The sequence below is a fragment of the Carnobacterium divergens DSM 20623 genome (genome assembly GCF_000744255.1).
GTDB lineage: Bacteria > Bacillota > Bacilli > Lactobacillales > Carnobacteriaceae > Carnobacterium > Carnobacterium divergens.
Window position 1 is genome coordinate 1,960,246 of sequence record NZ_JQLO01000001.1, and the last position, 17,996, is coordinate 1,978,241.

At 33.3% G+C, this 17,996-nt stretch carries 17 protein-coding genes; 5 read left to right on the forward strand and 12 right to left on the reverse strand.

Annotated elements, in window-relative coordinates; all coding sequences use genetic code 11:
• Positions 1–180: 180 nt before the first annotated feature.
• The 4 genes from BR52_RS09405 to BR52_RS09420 form a co-directional block, all read right to left on the reverse strand.
• A complete protein-coding gene (locus BR52_RS09405) occupies positions 181–1,995 on the reverse strand; it encodes a glycerophosphoryl diester phosphodiesterase membrane domain-containing protein (RefSeq protein ID WP_034571927.1) in 1,815 nt (604 codons plus the stop codon).
• A gap of 144 nt (positions 1,996–2,139) precedes the next feature.
• On the reverse strand, positions 2,140–3,591 hold the full coding sequence (locus BR52_RS09410; protein WP_034571930.1) for a DEAD/DEAH box helicase: 1,452 nt from the start codon (positions 3,589–3,591) through the stop codon (positions 2,140–2,142).
• Between the two features lie 69 nt (positions 3,592–3,660).
• Positions 3,661–4,545, reverse strand: coding sequence for a LysR family transcriptional regulator (locus BR52_RS09415; RefSeq protein WP_051915693.1), 885 nt, complete (start codon positions 4,543–4,545; stop codon positions 3,661–3,663).
• Between the two features lie 24 nt (positions 4,546–4,569).
• Positions 4,570–5,490, reverse strand: coding sequence for a TDT family transporter (locus BR52_RS09420; RefSeq protein WP_034573804.1), 921 nt, complete (start codon positions 5,488–5,490; stop codon positions 4,570–4,572).
• A gap of 332 nt (positions 5,491–5,822) precedes the next feature.
• On the opposite strand from BR52_RS09420, the gene BR52_RS09425 reads away from it, so the two are divergent.
• Together BR52_RS09425 and BR52_RS09430 are read left to right on the forward strand one after the other, a co-directional pair.
• A complete protein-coding gene (locus BR52_RS09425) occupies positions 5,823–7,499 on the forward strand; it encodes a 6-pyruvoyl-tetrahydropterin synthase-related protein (protein ID WP_034571933.1) in 1,677 nt (558 codons plus the stop codon).
• A 144-nt stretch (positions 7,500–7,643) separates the two neighbouring features.
• A complete protein-coding gene (locus BR52_RS09430; RefSeq protein WP_034571936.1) occupies positions 7,644–8,609 on the forward strand; it encodes an asparaginase in 966 nt (321 codons plus the stop codon).
• 75 nt (positions 8,610–8,684) lie between these two features.
• On the opposite strand, the gene BR52_RS09435 is transcribed toward BR52_RS09430, so the two are convergent.
• Together BR52_RS09435 and BR52_RS09440 are read right to left on the reverse strand one after the other, a co-directional pair.
• Positions 8,685–9,071, reverse strand: a complete 387-nt coding sequence (locus BR52_RS09435; RefSeq protein WP_051915694.1) for an MmcQ/YjbR family DNA-binding protein — start codon at positions 9,069–9,071, stop codon at positions 8,685–8,687.
• 87 nt (positions 9,072–9,158) lie between these two features.
• Positions 9,159–10,805: an alpha-keto acid decarboxylase family protein gene (locus tag BR52_RS09440; protein ID WP_034571939.1), complete on the reverse strand. Its 1,647-nt coding sequence runs from the start codon at positions 10,803–10,805 to the stop codon at positions 9,159–9,161.
• 182 nt (positions 10,806–10,987) lie between these two features.
• Here BR52_RS09440 and BR52_RS09445 point away from each other — a divergent pair, with 182 nt between their 5' ends.
• Positions 10,988–11,443 (forward strand): MarR family winged helix-turn-helix transcriptional regulator, encoded by a 456-nt coding sequence (locus BR52_RS09445; RefSeq protein WP_034571943.1) that lies wholly within the window; start codon positions 10,988–10,990, stop codon positions 11,441–11,443.
• 67 nt (positions 11,444–11,510) lie between these two features.
• On the opposite strand, the gene BR52_RS09450 is transcribed toward BR52_RS09445, so the two are convergent.
• Positions 11,511–12,446: an ROK family protein gene (locus BR52_RS09450; RefSeq protein WP_034571944.1), complete on the reverse strand. Its 936-nt coding sequence runs from the start codon at positions 12,444–12,446 to the stop codon at positions 11,511–11,513.
• 21 nt (positions 12,447–12,467) lie between these two features.
• Complete coding sequence (locus tag BR52_RS09455) at positions 12,468–13,223, reverse strand: acyl-[acyl-carrier-protein] thioesterase (protein ID WP_034571947.1); 756 nt, start codon at positions 13,221–13,223, stop codon at positions 12,468–12,470.
• 316 nt (positions 13,224–13,539) lie between these two features.
• Here BR52_RS09455 and BR52_RS13190 point away from each other — a divergent pair, with 316 nt between their 5' ends.
• Together BR52_RS13190 and BR52_RS09465 are read left to right on the forward strand one after the other, a co-directional pair.
• Positions 13,540–13,950 (forward strand): LytTR family DNA-binding domain-containing protein, encoded by a 411-nt coding sequence (locus BR52_RS13190; RefSeq protein WP_366945595.1) that lies wholly within the window; start codon positions 13,540–13,542, stop codon positions 13,948–13,950.
• A complete protein-coding gene (locus tag BR52_RS09465) occupies positions 13,944–14,339 on the forward strand; it encodes a hypothetical protein (RefSeq protein WP_034571949.1) in 396 nt (131 codons plus the stop codon). The genes BR52_RS13190 and BR52_RS09465 overlap by 7 nt, the downstream gene beginning before the upstream one ends.
• A 191-nt stretch (positions 14,340–14,530) precedes the next feature.
• Here the strand turns inward: BR52_RS09465 and BR52_RS09470 are convergent, their stop codons facing one another.
• The 4 genes from BR52_RS09470 to BR52_RS09485 form a co-directional block, all read right to left on the reverse strand.
• Positions 14,531–14,764 (reverse strand): hypothetical protein, encoded by a 234-nt coding sequence (locus tag BR52_RS09470; RefSeq protein WP_034571952.1) that lies wholly within the window; start codon positions 14,762–14,764, stop codon positions 14,531–14,533.
• A complete protein-coding gene (locus tag BR52_RS09475; protein WP_034571954.1) occupies positions 14,761–15,276 on the reverse strand; it encodes a hypothetical protein in 516 nt (171 codons plus the stop codon). Before BR52_RS09475 ends, BR52_RS09470 begins: the two co-directional genes overlap by 4 nt.
• The gene (locus BR52_RS09480) at positions 15,263–16,732 is read right to left on the reverse strand and encodes an AcpB/EbpR/MafR family transcriptional regulator (RefSeq protein WP_034571957.1); all 1,470 of its coding nucleotides are present in this window, start codon (positions 16,730–16,732) and stop codon (positions 15,263–15,265) included. The genes BR52_RS09475 and BR52_RS09480 overlap by 14 nt, the downstream gene beginning before the upstream one ends.
• 85 nt (positions 16,733–16,817) lie before the next feature.
• A complete protein-coding gene (locus tag BR52_RS09485; protein WP_081890766.1) occupies positions 16,818–17,933 on the reverse strand; it encodes a WxLIP family cell surface protein in 1,116 nt (371 codons plus the stop codon).
• Positions 17,934–17,996 lie beyond the last annotated feature (63 nt).

Here is a 17,996-nt window from a genome sequence, read left to right on the forward strand (position 1 = left end):
TTAAATAACAAAAGCATTTAGTTTAAGCTAACTAACACTTTAGATAATTAGTTGCACAACTTGAATATCTTCTCAAATAAATAACAAAAAATCAATAGATAATTATTTACACATCTATTTGAAAAAATAAAAAAAACCACTTATAGCAAGTGGCTTTGATTAGTTATCAAATTTTGATTTTTATGAATCCAATCCTAATAAATAGTTCAATAACATATCGGAATATGATAATTCGTTGGTTAGATCATGATGAACAAGTTCCTTAATTGTCACCAAATGATCCGTTATTAATCCGTCAGCTCCAAAAAACAGCATTCTTTTTGCGCTATTTTCTTCATTGATATCCCATGCAAAAAGTTTTTTATCCTGTTCATGAACTTCATCGACAAAATCACTGGTGAGGGTAGAATATTCAGCGGAATAAAAATCTGCTTTTGTTTTCGGTGGTCCAATTAAATTAAACGGCATTACATATCCTACATAAAGCTGTGGCGCTTTTTCTTTTAATTCTTCCACAACATCATAGCTGATACTGTGGATAATATGATTGTTTTCTAAAATAGACTCTTGATAACGTTGGATAAAATTTTCAACCATGTCTTTTGAATCTTGCTTAGTTACTTTTACTTCAATCAATAATTTTTGATTCAACTCATTGGCTTTTTTCAAATACTCATCAAAACTAGGAATTTTAGCTTCATGACCATTCTCTGAAACAGTTAGTTTTTGTAATTCAGCAAGTGTTAGCTCGTATACTTTTTTATTTTCACCCGTTAAATTCTTTAACTTTACATCATGCATTACAACAAACTGATGATCCTTTGTTTCCAAAATATCCATTTCTACATAGTCGGGCTTTTCTTTAGCCGTTTTTTCTAATGCCTCAATTGTATTTTGTGCCCCATTTTTATTAGTAACGCCTCGATGAGAAATAAAGAGAGGTTCTGAAATTGACCGATTTGATAAGTAATCGTAGTTATAGAGGCTCATCCCCGTAATCATAATCAGTACCGAACTACCGATGACCAGGTTTCCAAATAGGATTAAAAAGCGATTGCCTTTAACCGGTGTTAACTTTGGCTGGATGTTAAACGTCTCATGGCTACTTGTCGTTGTTTTGTCTAATAAATCCACGATCAAGTAAAACAGGATAATCATCGCTAAAATATTTCTTACTGCAATCAGCACTTGAAGAAGCGTTAATGAAACAACCCCACTTACTAATGCAGCAGACGCGTAGTGGGTTTCAATCAAATCTTGTAAAAAGAAAATCACAAGATAACTTCCCCCTACCATTATTGACAGTGCAACCGTTAATAAAATCAATTTTCGAATCAACGTCCAAAACTGATCCTTCGTCAACTTCCAACTACGTCTAATGGCTTCTTTTAGTGGTAAATGATACAGGATCATCATCGGCAAGACCAACAACAAACGAATGCCTATATAGACACAAATTAAATAGCCTAACCCCAATAATGGAACAAAAATTAAGCGGTATTCAAAAAGGTAATCCATAATAAAGACTGGAATTTTTATTTTTGCTAATAAGGCTGTTTTAAATCCAATTCCCGCAAAAGGTAAAATCAAAAAGAAATAAAAGAGTAAAAATAAGATCTCGCTCCCAAAAACATGCTTAAACTGTTGAAAGGTCAGTCTCAAAAGCGTCCTTAAATGAAGCGGTTCTTTTTTACGAATAAAATAAATACTTAGCAATAAAAATGTAAATTCGAAAAAAATCATTAATGCCATCAAACACATCATCAACAGTAACCCTAACAAAACAAAGGGATGACTTTTGATAATTGGAAAAATATTGTCGAAAGATAAGTACGCAATATTTCCTCCTTTTAAAATCATTTTTGTTAGACCTGTAACTAATGGAATCATCACAATTAAGATAAATCCATGGACAATCAACACATTTTTAGAAGACTCTTTTGCACTTTGAAAAAAAGTCGCAATTGTACGCCAATTTAATTTTAAACGATTCATAAGCAGTTCCTTTCATCTTCTCTGTTTTCTACTAATTAGTGTACCATATTTCTAACTAGTCGTGCTTTAATGATGACTATTACTACATAGAAAAAGAGTAAAGAAGCCTTCAACATAAAGGCCCTTTACTCTTTTAATAATGATTTATTTTCTAGCTTCGTGTACTTTTAATTGCTTACCTTTAACGGTTTTATTTCTCATCGCGTCTAAAACAATCATGCCTTTACCATTTAAAATATCAACATAACTCACATTTTCTTGGATGGTAATAATTCCGATGTCTTCAGAAGTGATTCCAGGAATACTTGTTAAGGTTCCGACAAAATCAACTGCACGAATTTTTTTCTTTTTCCCACCGTTAAAATAAAGTTTTAAAATATCTTCGCTTAATGCTAACCCTTTATCTTTTTTCAAACGAGGGCGTTCGCTGATTTTTTTATCAAATGCCGCTTTATGACGCAACACAAATCTTGGACTAGGAGGCGTAATTTCTAAAATTTCGCCCGTTACATAGTCACGAATCTCACGCCACCAGTTTTTTTCTTTTGGCAATACTAACGTCAATGCAATTCCTGTTTTACCAGCGCGTCCAGTTCTGCCTGTTCTGTGGACAAAGCTTTCCTTTTCAACAGGTACATCATAGTTGATGACATGAGTAACGCTATCCACATCAATTCCTCTGGCTGCAACATCTGTTGCTACTAAATACCGGAATTTGCCGCGTCTAAAGTCATCCATTACTTCAAAGCGATCTTCTTGTACCATACCACCGTGAATTTTATCCACAGGTAAGCCTTCTTTATTTAAAAATTGGTATAAGTTATTCACATGTTCTTGTGTATTACAGAAAATCATACACGTATCTGGGTTTTCCACAGTTAATAAGTCTAATAATTGTTGCGGTTTTTTATCTTCTTCCACTACAATATAAGACTGTAAAATTTTAGGTTGTGAAGCTGCCGTCGTTTCAATCGTCACGGATGTAGCATCAGCAGACATATACGAGCTTGCTAGACGTTGGATATCCTGAGGCATCGTTGCTGAAAACAATAGCGTTTGGCGATTTGCTTTTGGTAGAAAGTCAATAATCGCTTCTACTTGATCGATAAAGCCCATATTTAACATTTCATCTGCTTCATCTAAAACTAAATATTGTAATTTATCCACAGCTAATGTGCCTTTTTCTAAATGATCCAACACACGCCCCGGCGTACCTACTACAATATGACTTTTTTGTTTTAATTCTGATTTTTGGGTAACAAAAGAAGCTTTCCCGAAAACAGCCGTTGCTTTAATTCGTTTGAAACGACCAATATTTGTAATATCTTCTTTAACTTGCAAGGCTAGTTCTCTTGTTGGCACTAGCACTAAAGCTTGAGGTTTATTTTCTTCCCATAATACTTTCTCACACAATGGAATGCCAAAACTTGCTGTCTTTCCACTTCCTGTTTGAGACGTTACAATAACATCCATTCCTGCTAATGCTAGTGGAATGACTTCTTTTTGAACTTTTGTTGGAACTGCGTAGCCTAAGCCGCTCAATGCCTTGACGATATCTGTACTTATTTCATAATCTGAAAATGTCGCTTTTTCCATAATAACCTCTTTCAATTCGTTGATTGGTTTATTATAGCATTTTTAAGCGAGTGATAGTTCAATTATCCTTTATTTAGTTGAACTATTTTCCAAAACGGTGTCTTTTTCAAGTGATACTTTTTCTAAGCCTTCTAAAATTTTGAGTAAATAATTATGAATACTTAGATAACTGTCATTTGAAAAAAGTTTTCGATTCACTAAATAAAAATTACGTACATAGTTCTGATTTAACGTAGTATACGGAATCTTATCTGTCATGTAACGTTTGGAGATAATCGCTTGCCCCATTCCTTTTTTTAAATAATCCACAATCAGCTCGTTACTAGCTAGAACAACTTTTTTATCTGGTGTAATATTCTGATTTTCTAAATACTGATTTGCGTAATAAAAACTACCTGAATGTTCTTCTCTTAATAGCCATAGTGAGCTTGAAGGATCTCCAGCTAAAACCAATTCGTCTGTCATCACTTCTCTTCGTGACAACGTCGTCGTAGACATCGCTTTTTCAATAAAACCAAAATGTAGAAATCGATTTTCAACTTTTTCTAAAATCACTTCCGAGTTAGCTACCATCACTTCAAATTCTACTGCAGGAAACTCTTCTTGTAACCACGGTAAAATTTGAGGAAATATAGTACTGGCAACAGTTTGCGAAGCTCCAATTTTACAAAGACAATGGGCTTGATTTTCTTGGTTAAGAGCCGAAACTTGTTCTTTTGTATCTTGCCATAAATCTAATAAATCTAATGTTTTTTGATAGAGTAAGTCTCCACTTGGTGTGATTGTAATTTCCTTTCGACCATTGCGGTTAAAAAGTCTTACTCCGCCTAATTTTTCTTCTAAATAACTAATTTGTGAACTAACAGCGGGTTGTGAAATGTACATTTTTTTCGACGCTTTTGAAAAGCTTTGCGATTCGTAAACACATTTAAAAGTTTTCAATTGTTTGAACATCTTTTTCCCTCCTTGTCGTTTCTCTTATTTGGTTGCTAAGTGGTGCATATATTTGATAAAAACAAAGGTAACAATTATCGCTGCAAAAATAGTTTCATATATCGCTAAATCATGAATCATAGGCACAATATAGTTATTTTTTGTATAAAATTGATCGCTTAAAGTTGCTGCCATTGCGGTAATCACTAAAGGAAAAGTAAAGGCTGCATAGCTAGGATAAAATTGAATCGTCAATAATTTTGGCAATTGACACAATACAAAACAATAAATCAGCTGTGAAAAAATTAGCAGTACCGTAACCCCCACCACATTAGGATTTGCAAAGGCATTTAAATATCCCGCTAAACACAATGAGCCCGGTGCCGCAATAATCGTAATTAACGGCATTGTAGATTCATGCATATTTTTAATAAAGTAGACTTTTTTTATAATAATTGGTAGTAGCACCACGTACATAAATAATGCTGACCAAAATGCGATTTGACCAATCAAGGGTGAAAAGGCATGACTTGTCACTGAGCCTACACCAATTCCTACATATACAATAAACCAACTTGGGTAGACTGAATGAATCGTCGATTTTTTAGCAAAATAATGTGTGAAATACAGCATCAATAGAATGTGGCAACTAAGTGCACTCAACCAAATGATAGTTGCAAGTAGATGAAGTTTCGCAAATTCATTTAAATAGGTAGCGACAACCATTGTTGCCATTGTAAAGGTTGGTGCAACTGAAGCAATAATTGGATTTTTTAAATCTAATTTTGTGTGTTCAAATGTAATGACTATTTTTATCATAATAATCACTACTAAGATAATTCCCACTAATCCTATCAAATTTCCTGCCGTCTTAAATTGAACTAATTTTAACAAGTTGCCTAATGACACAATGGCTAAAATCAAGCCACACATTGGAATCGGTATTTTCTTTAAAAAGTTTTTCATTCGTATCATCCTTTTAGTTAAATTTTTATTTGTTTCTCTTGGATTACCTTCTCCTGTAGTATAGCTTATTTATTCTATTAATTAAAATAATGATTAATAATATTAACTATTAAAAAAACAAATGCAAACGCACTCTCTTAAAAAATGATGAATTCACAAATTAGTATTGATTAGAATCCTATTAAATCAGTCTGACTTCAAGTAGGAATATTTGACGGATAGTCTAAAAATCGATACACTATTTTTAATTATAAAAAAACATGAGGTTCGTTATTTTTCTAATCAAATTAAATTTATTCAACAAAATAAATACTTACAGGTGGTGAAATTTCATGTCATTTAGAAACAATAAAAATTTAAATATAGTTATTTTATTAGCTATTGTAACGCTTTTTTCTTTTTTGCCTTTATTCAATTCAACTTTTTATAGAATGGATGATATTTATTTTGACATGCTTCGAATTGAGTCAACTAAAGATGCGCTAATCCAAGGGATTTTCCCCTTAAAAATTGCGCCTCATTATTTAAATAATTATGGCTACGGTATCGGCTTTTTTTATTGCCCTTTATTTATTTATCCAGCAGCATTTCTAAAAATAATTGGCTTTTCTACTGTTACTTCGTTTAAACTATTTTTAGTTGGTTGTGGTTTTGCTGCAACGGCTTCTATGTATTTTGCGGCTTATAAAATAACCGCTAAAAAATATTTTGCTTTAATCGCAACCATTCTTTATACAACAAGTCACTACAAAATTATCGATACCATTTATCGTGGTGCGATTGGCGAAACCTTAGTCTTTATCTTCTTACCCTTTGCCATTCTTGGCGTTCATGAAATGCTTTATGGGGATGGAAAAAAATGGTCGTATTTAGCGATTGGAATGTCAGGGATTTTCTTGTCTCATGTGTTGGCTAGTTTGCTTTTAGCCATCTATTTAGTTATCAGTTATCTGATTCGAATCAAACTTTTATGGCATGAAAAATATCGTATTTTGAACTCCTTGAAAGCAATTGGTGTCACTCTGCTATTGTCTGCCTTTTATTGGATCCCAATGTTTGAGCAGATGTTCCATTCACGTTTTTCTTTGAATACAAGTATTGCTAATATCAATTCAAGAGGATTTGAACTTGCAAGTCTATTTGATACAAAAATGGTTAATCAAACCATCGACACGCCTTATTCTGTTGGATTTATTTTAATTAGTATTGGTTTATTTGCCTGGATTTATCGCATCAAATTATCCGCTTTTATGAAAACGAGTTTAATTTTAGGCTATTGCTTCTTCTTCCTAACATTAAAGTCTTTCTTTTGGACACTTATTTTACCGATCCTACCTTTCTTTAATCAAATTCAGTTTCCTTGGCGTTTTAATATGTTGGCAACGCCACTTCTTGCCTTAGGAGGCGCCGCTATTTTGTACCAGCTTTTCTTTCAAGAGCGTACCGTACAAACAAAACACTTTGCCTTAACAGCCATTATCCTTGGCGTTTTTGGTTATGTTGGCTTTTATACATTCCAGTTTCCTTACCAAAGAGAAATGATTACATTTGATGAACATTATTTTGATAAACCGAATCTTCATAGTGCCATTGGCGCAGGAGAATATTTACCAAAAGGAACCTCTAAACGAATGTTTTTAAATCGTGGAGTTGTTTTTAAACATGATGGAAATATTTTATTAGTGGATCGTGTTACAAAGAAAAAAAACAACTTATCGTTTGATTATTTTCTCAATATGAAGGAACAAAAAATTGATGTTCCTTTAGTTTATTATTATGGCTATCGTTATAAAATTATTCAAGAAGACGGTACGGAAAGTAAAAGCTATCCGGTTAGTGAAAGTAACGATCATACCGTACAAATCAATACTAAATCTACTCACAGTGGGACCATTTCTATCGATTACGTTCCTACTCTACTCACTAAGATAGCGTATGGTATTACGTTTACTACACTAGTTGGCATCTCATTCTTTTATGTAAAAACAAAAAAATTTCCCAGGAAATAACCCTAAACAAAATAACTCTTTTGTTTAGGGTTATTTTTTATTAAAATTCAATTGATTCCTCTTACTTTTTTCTTATTTCGAAGTATTTCCAAATAAATTATGCTAAAATAAGCTGATATGAAATTGTTCAAGGAGGAAATTGCTGTGAAAAATATTTTAGTATTACACACTGGTGGGACCATAGCCATGAGTGAAGATCAAACTACTGGAAAAGTAGCTCCTAGTTCAGAAAACCCTTTATTAAATCAAGGGCATTTATTTGAAAATTTGGCACATTTAGTTGTAGAGGATCTCTTCCAACTGCCTTCTCCTCACGTGACGCCTGTTGAAATGCTGATTTTAAAAAACCGCATTGAAAAAGCGATTACCCATGAAGGAATTGATGGAGTAATTGTGACTCATGGAACAGATACATTAGAAGAAACAGCTTACTTTTTAGACATTACATTAGATCACAATATTCCAATTGTTGTAACTGGTGCCATGCGTTCTAGTAATGAAATCGGTTCAGATGGTCTGTATAATTTTCAAAGTGCCGTATGGGTTGCAACATGTGAAGAAGCCAAAGACAAGGGTGTTTTAGTCGTAATGAATGATGAAATTCATACCGCTCGCTACGTTACTAAAACTCACACCACTAATGTCGCAACGTTTAGAACGCCTACGTTTGGACCAATTGGTTTAATTGCTAAAAACAAAGTCTTATTTTTCCAAGAACTAATTGCTGAAGAAAAATTTGAAGTAAATGCAATCAATCAAAATGTCTACCTACTAAAAGCTTATGCTGGAATGGATGGCAGTTTATTGCAAGCCCTTGATAATCCCTCTACAGATGGCTTAGTGATTGAAGCGTTAGGTGCAGGGAATCTTCCACCACACACTTTACCTGCACTAGAAAACCTATTAAACCGTGGTGTTCCAGTCGTTTTAGTTTCCCGTTGCTTTAACGGTGTCGCTCAAGACGTGTATGATTATGCTGGTGGTGGAAAACGATTAAAAGAAATGGGGGTCATTTTCACGAATGGCTTGAACGGACCTAAAGCTCGAATTAAGTTAATGGTCGCTTTAACGAAATATAAAGACCTTGATTCTATCAAAAAATATTTCTAATAATTGAAAATAGTAAAACCCACTCAAGAAAAAGAGAATCTTGGGTGGGTTTTTTTGGTATTTATTGCATTTTATTTAATTCATTTCTTTAGTATTCTGAAGTTCTTTCTGTATTTTTTTAGGTAACTTTTCTACTATCAAATGATAGGATTTTTTCAACAGCACTAAAATATGCCCATCTTCCAGCTCAGTTGTTGATAAATCAATCGAAATCCAATGGGTTTTATTCATATAGTACCCATATGTAACTGAATGAAAGTCTTCTCGAAGCCTTTCATTGTCTTCTGGCAAACCCTTAACTGTAATAATTTCTTTTCCATCTTTATTTTCACCCATCAATGCATATAATTTATCTCCAACGGTAAAGGCCATTGAACCCCATTCTTCCTTTAAGGCAACCTTCGCTCCTGCTAACTTTTTTCCCTCTGCAGTTAAAAAAGCTTGTCTACTGGCAATGTTCATGTTTATTCCCCCTCTTTATCTTCTTCATTTATTTTACTATAAATATAGTAAAAAAGGACAGAATGAAGTTCTGTCCTTTTTTACCGATTAAGAATTTTGTTTTGCAAAGATTTTCCCCAATTTCATAAGCAACTCTGGAGCATCCGTTTGATCCATCACTACTTCAATCCACTGCAATCGATTATTGTCTAATCGTGCTGCTTTCAGTGCATTGGCCAATTCAAGTTCCGTTGTCACTTTGTACGTTATGACGGATTGCTCGCTACCACCAAAGACCAAAGGCAATTTTTGGTAGTCCCACATGGGAATATCGTTGTAAATTTCATTTGGTCCGTGAATTTCACGTTCCACAGTGTAGCCGTTATTATTAATCACAAAAACGATAGGTGTTAATTTTTCTCTTAGTGCCATTCCTAATTCTTGGATTGTTAATTGCAAGGAACCATCCCCAATAAATAGCAAATGACGACTACTTGGATTTGCTAGCTGACTTCCTAGCATCGCTGGAAAAGTGTAGCCAATTGAGCCCCATAAAGGTTGTCCAATAAAGCTCATTTCTGATTTTAGTGGCACCGTTGATAGACCAAAAAATGAGGTTCCTTGTTCTGCTACTGCTGTGTCTCCTTTTTCTAAAAAGCCTTCAATTGCTTCCCAAAAATGGCGTTGTGTTAACACTTGGTTCGTCGGTTTAATGGATTTCAAACGAGCCATTGGTTGAATGTCACCTTGATATCCTTGATAATCAATAGATGTTAAAGCTTTCATTACAGCTGGTAAATGGATGCCTTCTAAATGTTCTTCTTTAACAATTACTTCATCACTCGCTAAAGAAAACAATTGCTTTTCAGAAAAATCATAGCTAAAACCTGAAGTGGCGGAATCAGTTAACTTAGCCCCTAACGCTACTACTAAATCAGCAGTATCCACTCGTTTTCTCAAACCTTCTTCTGTCGGGCTTCCTGCATAAACACCTAAATAATGCTCATCTTCTTCATTAAAGACCCCTTTTCCAAAAGGCAAGGTTGTGATTGGCAAATTAAACTTATGAATAAAATCAGCTAAATAGGTTTCTAAATGGAAACTTGCAAGTTCATTCCCTGCTAATACTACTGGATTCTTAGCTTGTTGTAAGGCTTTTTCTAATTCATGTACTAACTCAACTTCTCTTGCTGAGAGGCTTGCTTGTTTTGGTAATAGCGGTCCACTAGGTTTTTCAACCACCATCTCGGCAACATCAATAGGTAAGTTCAAGTAAACTGGACGTCGTTTTAAAACTGCAGCTCTCAATACACGATCAATTTCAGTAACAGCATTTTCTTTTGTTAAGCTCCCAATTGCTTCTGTTACCGACTCGTGCATGTTTTCAAAATGATCAAATTTTCCATCGCCTAATGTATGATGGACTAATTTGTGCGCATTTTGAACAGCCATTGTTGGCGATCCAACAATTTGAATCACTGGAACTTTTTCAGCATAGCTACCTGCAATTCCATTAATCGCGCTTAATTCTCCCACACCAAAAGTGGTCACCAGTGCGGATACTCCCTTAGTTCGTGCATAGCCATCTGCTGCATAGGCTGCATTTAATTCATTTGCATTTCCAATCCATTTTAAGTTAGGATGCTCTACAATATGATCTAAAAATTTTAAATTATAATCTCCAGGAACACCAAATATTTCTTTGATTCCTAACTCACTTAATCGTTCTAACAAATAATCTCCAACTGTGTACATCTTATTGCCTCCTAAAAACCCTCTTCTTATTTCTACTCTTGTAGTATATTCTCCAACAGATTATAAGTCAATTATATTGACCTATAATCCAATACCTGTTATTTTTTTATGTATTGATTTCGAAATGAATCAAGTAACTTATGGTATACTAACCACAATGAATAACGTAAAGGAGGCTTTTGATGAATCAAGAAGCAATTAACTTTGATAAAAATCTTGCTTTGTTTTATTTTGCGTATCGCGCTTTTAGCAAAACGGCAGATGATTTAGTAGAAAACTACGGCATTAGTAAAGTTCACCGTCGCATTCTATTTTTTGTAGCTCGGATGCCAGGTTTAACAGTCAATGAATTGTTGACTGTATTAGATATTTCAAAACAGGCATTAAACAAGCCTATGCAAGAACTTTTACAAAAAGAGTGGCTTGTAACGAAGCCTAATGAAGCCGATAAACGAAGTAAGCGAATTTATTTAACCGCGCAAGGAAAGAACATCGACGCTCAAATAAGTGAGGCTCAAAAAGAAAAAATGAAAACCATCTTTCAACAAACAGGCGATCCGACAGGTGAGGCTTGGACGAACGTAATGACTGAATATGCTAAGGAAACAGGTACAGATTTTATTGAACGAATTACTTAAAAAAAGATCAATAGCATGACAGATAGTCTCTGTATGTTATTGATCTTTTTTATTGATTAAATTCATCTTATTTTTCTGCTGGATTCATTTCTTGATAGTGAATTACAGCTCCTAGTAAGTTCGCATCATTCTTAAATTCACATACTTTAAGAGTTGGAATAGCTGCCCCTACCTGCGAAGACTCTTTTTTGAATAGTCTTTGAAACCATCCTAGTAATTCCGTGTCTTCTGAAACCAATTTTTCCATCGCTTTTTCAATTCCTGGCACAAATTCATCATTGTTACTGACTCCACCACCGATTCCAATAAATTCCGGTTCAAAGGCACTATTTAAAGTCACCATAATTTGAGCCAAGCTATCATACATTGCTTGAAGTTCATTGACAGCTACCTCATCGCCTTCTTTGGCTAAATCAAAAACTTCCTTTCCTTCAATTGAAGAAGGCATTTGGAATTTCTTTAATGCGACCCTTTTTCCTAAGCTAACTGGTGATGCTTTTGGTGTTTTAAGAGCTGCTAGCTGTTGGGCGATGGTTTTATCTAGCTCATCTAATTTAAGCTCTTGCTTACGAAGAACTTCGCCATTTTCAACAATTGCAATTCCTACGCCAGTTCCAATAATAACAAAAAGTGGATGTGTATAGCCTTTGCCAATTCCTTCTTTCATTTCAGCAATTGCCGCACAATTGGCGTCATTTTCCATACTTACAGGTAAACCTAGTGCCTCTGAAAGTGACTCTTTTATTGGAATTAAATGTAGAAAAGGAACTGCACTCGTTCCACGTATCAATCCCGCCTCTTCATCTACATCACCTGGTGTGCTGATAGCCACACCATCAAAAGAATAGGTATTGGCTAGCTTATCTTTTGCTTCATTTAATAAATCAAAAAAACTACCTCGCGTTAACGGTGTGGGAAATTCATCTTTTTCTTTTAATTCATTTTGATCCCAAACGGCGTATTTTACGGCTGAACCGCCAATATCTACTACTAAAAGAGCCATGCTATTTCCTTCTTTCTTTATTTATTCGTTTAGAGGTTCCCATACCATACTTGCTTCGCATGAAAGAACGTCATGGTTTACGATTTGATGTGCGGATATAATGCTGCCATCTTCTTGGGTGCTAAGGCTAACCTTGCTTTGCACCATATTACCATAGGCTACTTCTTTTTCATATTTGACATTTAATGATTTGATACGATGTGTTTTGATAAAATCCAACCCTAATGAATCTAAAAACCAATCTAAATACTTGGAATTATTTACATGTTGATTGGCATCAATATCTAAATAACGCACACGATAATCAATTGTTGCAGCTTTTTCTAAATCAACTTTTTCAGGTTTTGGCGTTCGAATTAATTTTTTAGAGGCTTCTACTTGATAAGGTGCCACAACATCTTCTGCAATTCGTGCCATTTTTCTAGCAGCAAAATCCATTAAAGCAAACGTACAATGAACTTGAACACATAGCTCACCCGTCTCATCAAATGCTTTGAATTCCCGATAGGTAAACAATTTGTTGTAACTTAATGCTTGTGTTGTAATCGTGATGGTTTCCCCTGCTTCAGGCAGTCGCTGAATGTGAATATCATTTTGTAAAATAATCCATGATAATCCCTTTTCTAAGAGAATCGCATCTCCTACGCCTAATTTGTAACTCTGCTCACCTGAAACATAGAGCATAATATTTAACAACATTGGAATGCTGATTTGTTTGGTTGCATCACACTCATAGTATTTAACTCGATGCTCTTTTTGATAAATTAGTCCACTCATTTTGTATCCTCACTTTGCTTCCATTTGATTTCTTCTTTTAGCCTATCACATATTGCAAAAAATAGGGACTATTTCGCTAAATTAGTCATTGATTTTCTATAAATTAAAGCTTTTTATTTCTTTTTCAGATAAGATAATCTCTACTAAAACAATAGACAACTTAACAATTAGAGAAGGTATTTTGCAACTAATGTACAAAAAAATGTAACAAACCTTGAACTAATTGTTTTTTCGTCTATATTATACTATTCTTAAAACAGAAAAGGAGGTACAACCAATGAACTTTAACTTTAAATCTGATTCAACAATTCCTACTATGAATGCAATCATCTCTACAAATCCATCTGACCAGGATAAATGGGAAATCATTAAACATACTCTCGACTCAATCTCACTATCACTAACCGTTATTAATCCCAAAAATAATCGTCAACTACTTATTAAGTTAGCTGAAATCGTTGCAATTGAATCAAAAAATCGATACTGCGTCGTGCAAACCTTAACTAATCAACATTTTTATTTAAATAATCGATTAAAAAATATTCTCAGTACAATAAAATCAACCCACTTTATTCAAATCAATAATCAAACTATTGTAAATTTAACATATGTAAAGCATTTTTCGACAACTACAAACGCTCGAATTGAAGTTGTACTACAAAATGACCTTATGTATTTTGTAAACAGGCACTACATTAAAATTTTTAGGAGGAACCTGTCATGTTAAATCAATTAAAACAAGCTTTTTTTCAAGTCTTCACACTAACTCTTTTATGGGAAGTTCTTCTTCATATTTTATTTAAATTTCAAATTCAGTTAGTAAATGCCGTTGGAATTGCTTTGATTTCTGCATGTATTTTTGGTGTTTTTTATAATCTTTTATGGAATTATCTACTATTTAAAGCTAGTTGGAATATACTGATATCCTCAATTTTCAATACATTGGCTGGATTTTTAGTAATCTTCTTAGTTTCACACAATTTATTTTTATTTATTAAACCTTGGATAATCATCATTTTTGTTTTAACTCTCCTACTTCATACTATTGCTTTTTATTTTTACGCACGTTTTCAAAATCAAAAACATGTCCGTGAATTAAATAACTATTTGTCTTAAAACATCCCTAAATAAACATATTAAAGAATTCACCATCTTTAATATGCTTATTTTTTAGATTAATTTTGATACAACAATCCTACTAATTAAATTTGGCAGAAATAAAAATGAATTTTATTACCGTTGGTTAATTGTCAAAAATTCTACTATCTATTGATTTTTAATTTCCTAAAAGATGTTTCCAGTAAGAATTAACATGCAGATTTCCCTATTGTTTTATTTTTCAACGCCATTCCAAACATATATTCATCAACACTATCGACACACTTGATATTTTCAAAATTTGTCATGATTGATGTATGAATATCCTCCATGGTGTAATCCATTGGAAAAATTAAGATTTTACTAATCATTCTTTCTTCTATGGTAGTAAATACAACGGAATAAATCAGCACATCATTCCAATAATCTTCAATCTTTTTCATAATAAATACTCCTTTTTAAAGTCAACTGCTTCCCCGTAGAGCAGTGAACCGGTTAATGATAGATACATTTCGGATAAATAGGAACGTTTGGAATTATCTGCTCCAAAGCCCCCTCCATTATTCACTTCACTTGAAACATTGAGAATCAATGGATTTAATTCTGTTAACGGTGTTTTTTGTTTCACATTTTGTACCTTTAAAGAATCAATCAGAACTGCTTTTTTGCCATTCGGTGGTGAAACCGAAAAGTATTCTGTTTCCTTGTCTTTTTGCTGATCTATTCTAGGCGAATATTCAGGCGGCAAGGGTTCTACCGTTTTATTTGGATCCATTGGATCTACTGGCAAAGTTTGATTTACTGTTTGATTTATTCCATCAACTTGATACAAATAGACACCTGTCTCTGCAAAAACCTCCGTACGTACATTCAAATCTAAAAAGACATTAAAAGAAAACAACGAACCAAAAAGCAAGCATGAACGCAAATAATTATTTTGTTTAGGATACTCCATATGCTTCAAACTTCCCTTCTTGTTTTTTTTCACTTCTTAGAGTTGAAATACAATCTCCAAAATTCGCCCAATCGCTAGTAGTAGGTGGTGCGTTCCAAACAATCACTTGCATTTCTTCATTTCTAGAGTCATTGATTGTGTAGTCACATAATAAAATATCGGTATCTGATGTTAAACGATTGGTGACTTCAATATTAATAAAGTCAAAAGATTGAATGTTTCTTGTAATAAATTTATTGTAATTTTCACCTAATGAAAAATCGACACAGACTTTAATTGGTGTAGCAAAAAAAGAAGGAGGTAATATGTCGATTAATAAGAAAATATAATGATTAAACAAAAAAATATTATTGGCTTTAATCAATTGATATTTTTTAATATTCGGTGTATTCCGAATCAAAGAAGAACAAAATATAAGCACCTCTGGGTAATTTTCTTCAACAAATCGCGCTTGAATCGGCTGATCTAATTCGTTTTGTAAATAGTTGAAATTCAAGATCATATAATGGATTCTTCTTAAATAAGTAGTGATTTGTCCTCTTAATTTTTGGTTCATGCGATTTTCAAAACTGGCTTCAAATTCTGTTAAAAAATAATCCGTCAAGTCATCTAATTTTCCTTTTTCTAATGCTAAAAATTGGCTGAATTCGTCCAAATTCAAAATGAAATAGGTTAATATTTCAACTTCACTTGCACCCATTTTATCGCTAAATGCTTTTTCTGCAGCCTCTAAAACAACCTGATTCATTTCTTTAAAATCAATGATTGTTGTAAAAGTCATTCGTTGCTTAATTCCTTTTTTGCGCTGTATACGTTGTAAACTAATACCAATAAAGAAGCGCAGTTTATCTATGCTCGTTTGAGATAACTGAATGGCGCTTCTTTTTTGAATCTCTTTAAGGAACAAGTCGATTTGGCTTCTTATTTTTTTTGGAAAAGGAATTTTTTGCCCTCCATAGCACGATTGATAAAGATTGTAAAAATACATGCGAATCGTTAGTTCATTCCCTAAAATTTTAAATTGACTGGATAACGTTAGCTCATATTTTTTTAATTGTTTTTTTATCCCCGTAATTTGTGTATATACTTTTGTCCGACTAATGTAAAAGCGCTCTGCGTAATCGCTTGGATTGCTAAATTTTTCTTCAAAAATATCTTCAATAATTTGAAAATTCAAGGAACGTTGAATGTAAATACTTCTAAGTGATTTACTTGAAAAATTCATTGTTCTTTTTATCTTAAGAATCTTATTGAATTTTTGAATGGCAATTTGATCGCTTAAACGATAATTCTTAATGTCTTCTTTTAACTCTTCATATGCGCTAATTACAATAAATTCAGAAACTTCCATTCTTTTTTTTAGTTCCGAAATTGTAATTTGTTGTTGAAAACTTTCTTCAATAATATGAAGTAAGAGTAGTTTTCGGGTATCTGCTTTTGATAAAAATATCGACATCCCCTTTTCCACTCCCTTCTTATTTGATAGTTATTTCTCTTATTATTGAACAAATCACTCGTTTCCTTGTGGGGAATTCCATCAACTATTCTTTATTTTTTTTGATTTGATTCGCTTGTTTTTTTCTTTGAGCTTTTCTTTTTCTTAAACGTGCTGCTTTTTTACGTCTTTCTTCTTCTTCTTTTTTCTTCTTTTTATTACGAATCAAAAAGAAAATAATCAAAGCCACAATCACTAACAATAAAAGTCCAATTACAAAATAAATCCAAGTATTGTCTTTTTTAATCGATACATCAGCTTGATTGTATTTTTTGGCATCCTCTGCTTTGATAGTAAAATTTTTAGTAAATGACCAATTTCCTTCTTTGGCATCAGCTTTTAAAGAGAGAGTGTAGTCTCCTGCTTCTAATTTTTGACCGTTTAATGAAATTGGGTAATTAAAGTTCGAATTGGGTGCCATTTGCATATTCTTTTTAGAGCTTTCGTACAATACTTCACTGCTGCCTTTTTTTGTTACTTTAGCAACCACATCTAGTGCATTTACATAAGCTGCTTGTGTATTTTGTAAATTTGCATTGATGACATTTCTAGCATTAACTTGCGCTGGCTTCACATCATTTAAAACTAATTTAGGTGCAACTTCTTTATCAGTTTGATTTAAAATTAAAGCCACCACGTACGCATATTTATTATTAATCGCTAACCCTTGGCTATCAGATTCTTTTTTATCTGTTGCGACATCTTTTTCTTTGATTGTAATTCCTCCAGCTAAAACACCATCAAATTTTGTAGCAGGCATTTTAATCGTTAAAGGAACTTTGACTGAATCATTGGCAGGAATCGTCACTTCTTTTTGTACCGTAACGATATCGGTTAAATTGACAGGTAAGGTACTGTCTTTTTTTGCTTTTGTAACACCATACTCTACAACACCATTTAAATTAGTAGTAGCTGTATTTACACTTGGTTCTACTGTTACATCAGCATCTGTATCATTTCTTAAGTTCACTTCAATCGTTTGTTCTGTACTTGGTTCCATTCTTAAATCAAAATAAGTTTTTGTTTTATCCCTTTGATTCTCTGGAATTACGGCTTCCACTGCAAAATTTAGCTCTGATGCGTGGGTGATTGTTGGCAACTGGAATAAACTTGTTGCTAGGATAGGAATCAGCATGAATAGTGTCATTAATTTTGTTTTCATCATTAGTAAACCTCTTTTCAATCATTAGTTGAAAAGCATCGACATTTTTTGCCGATGCGATTC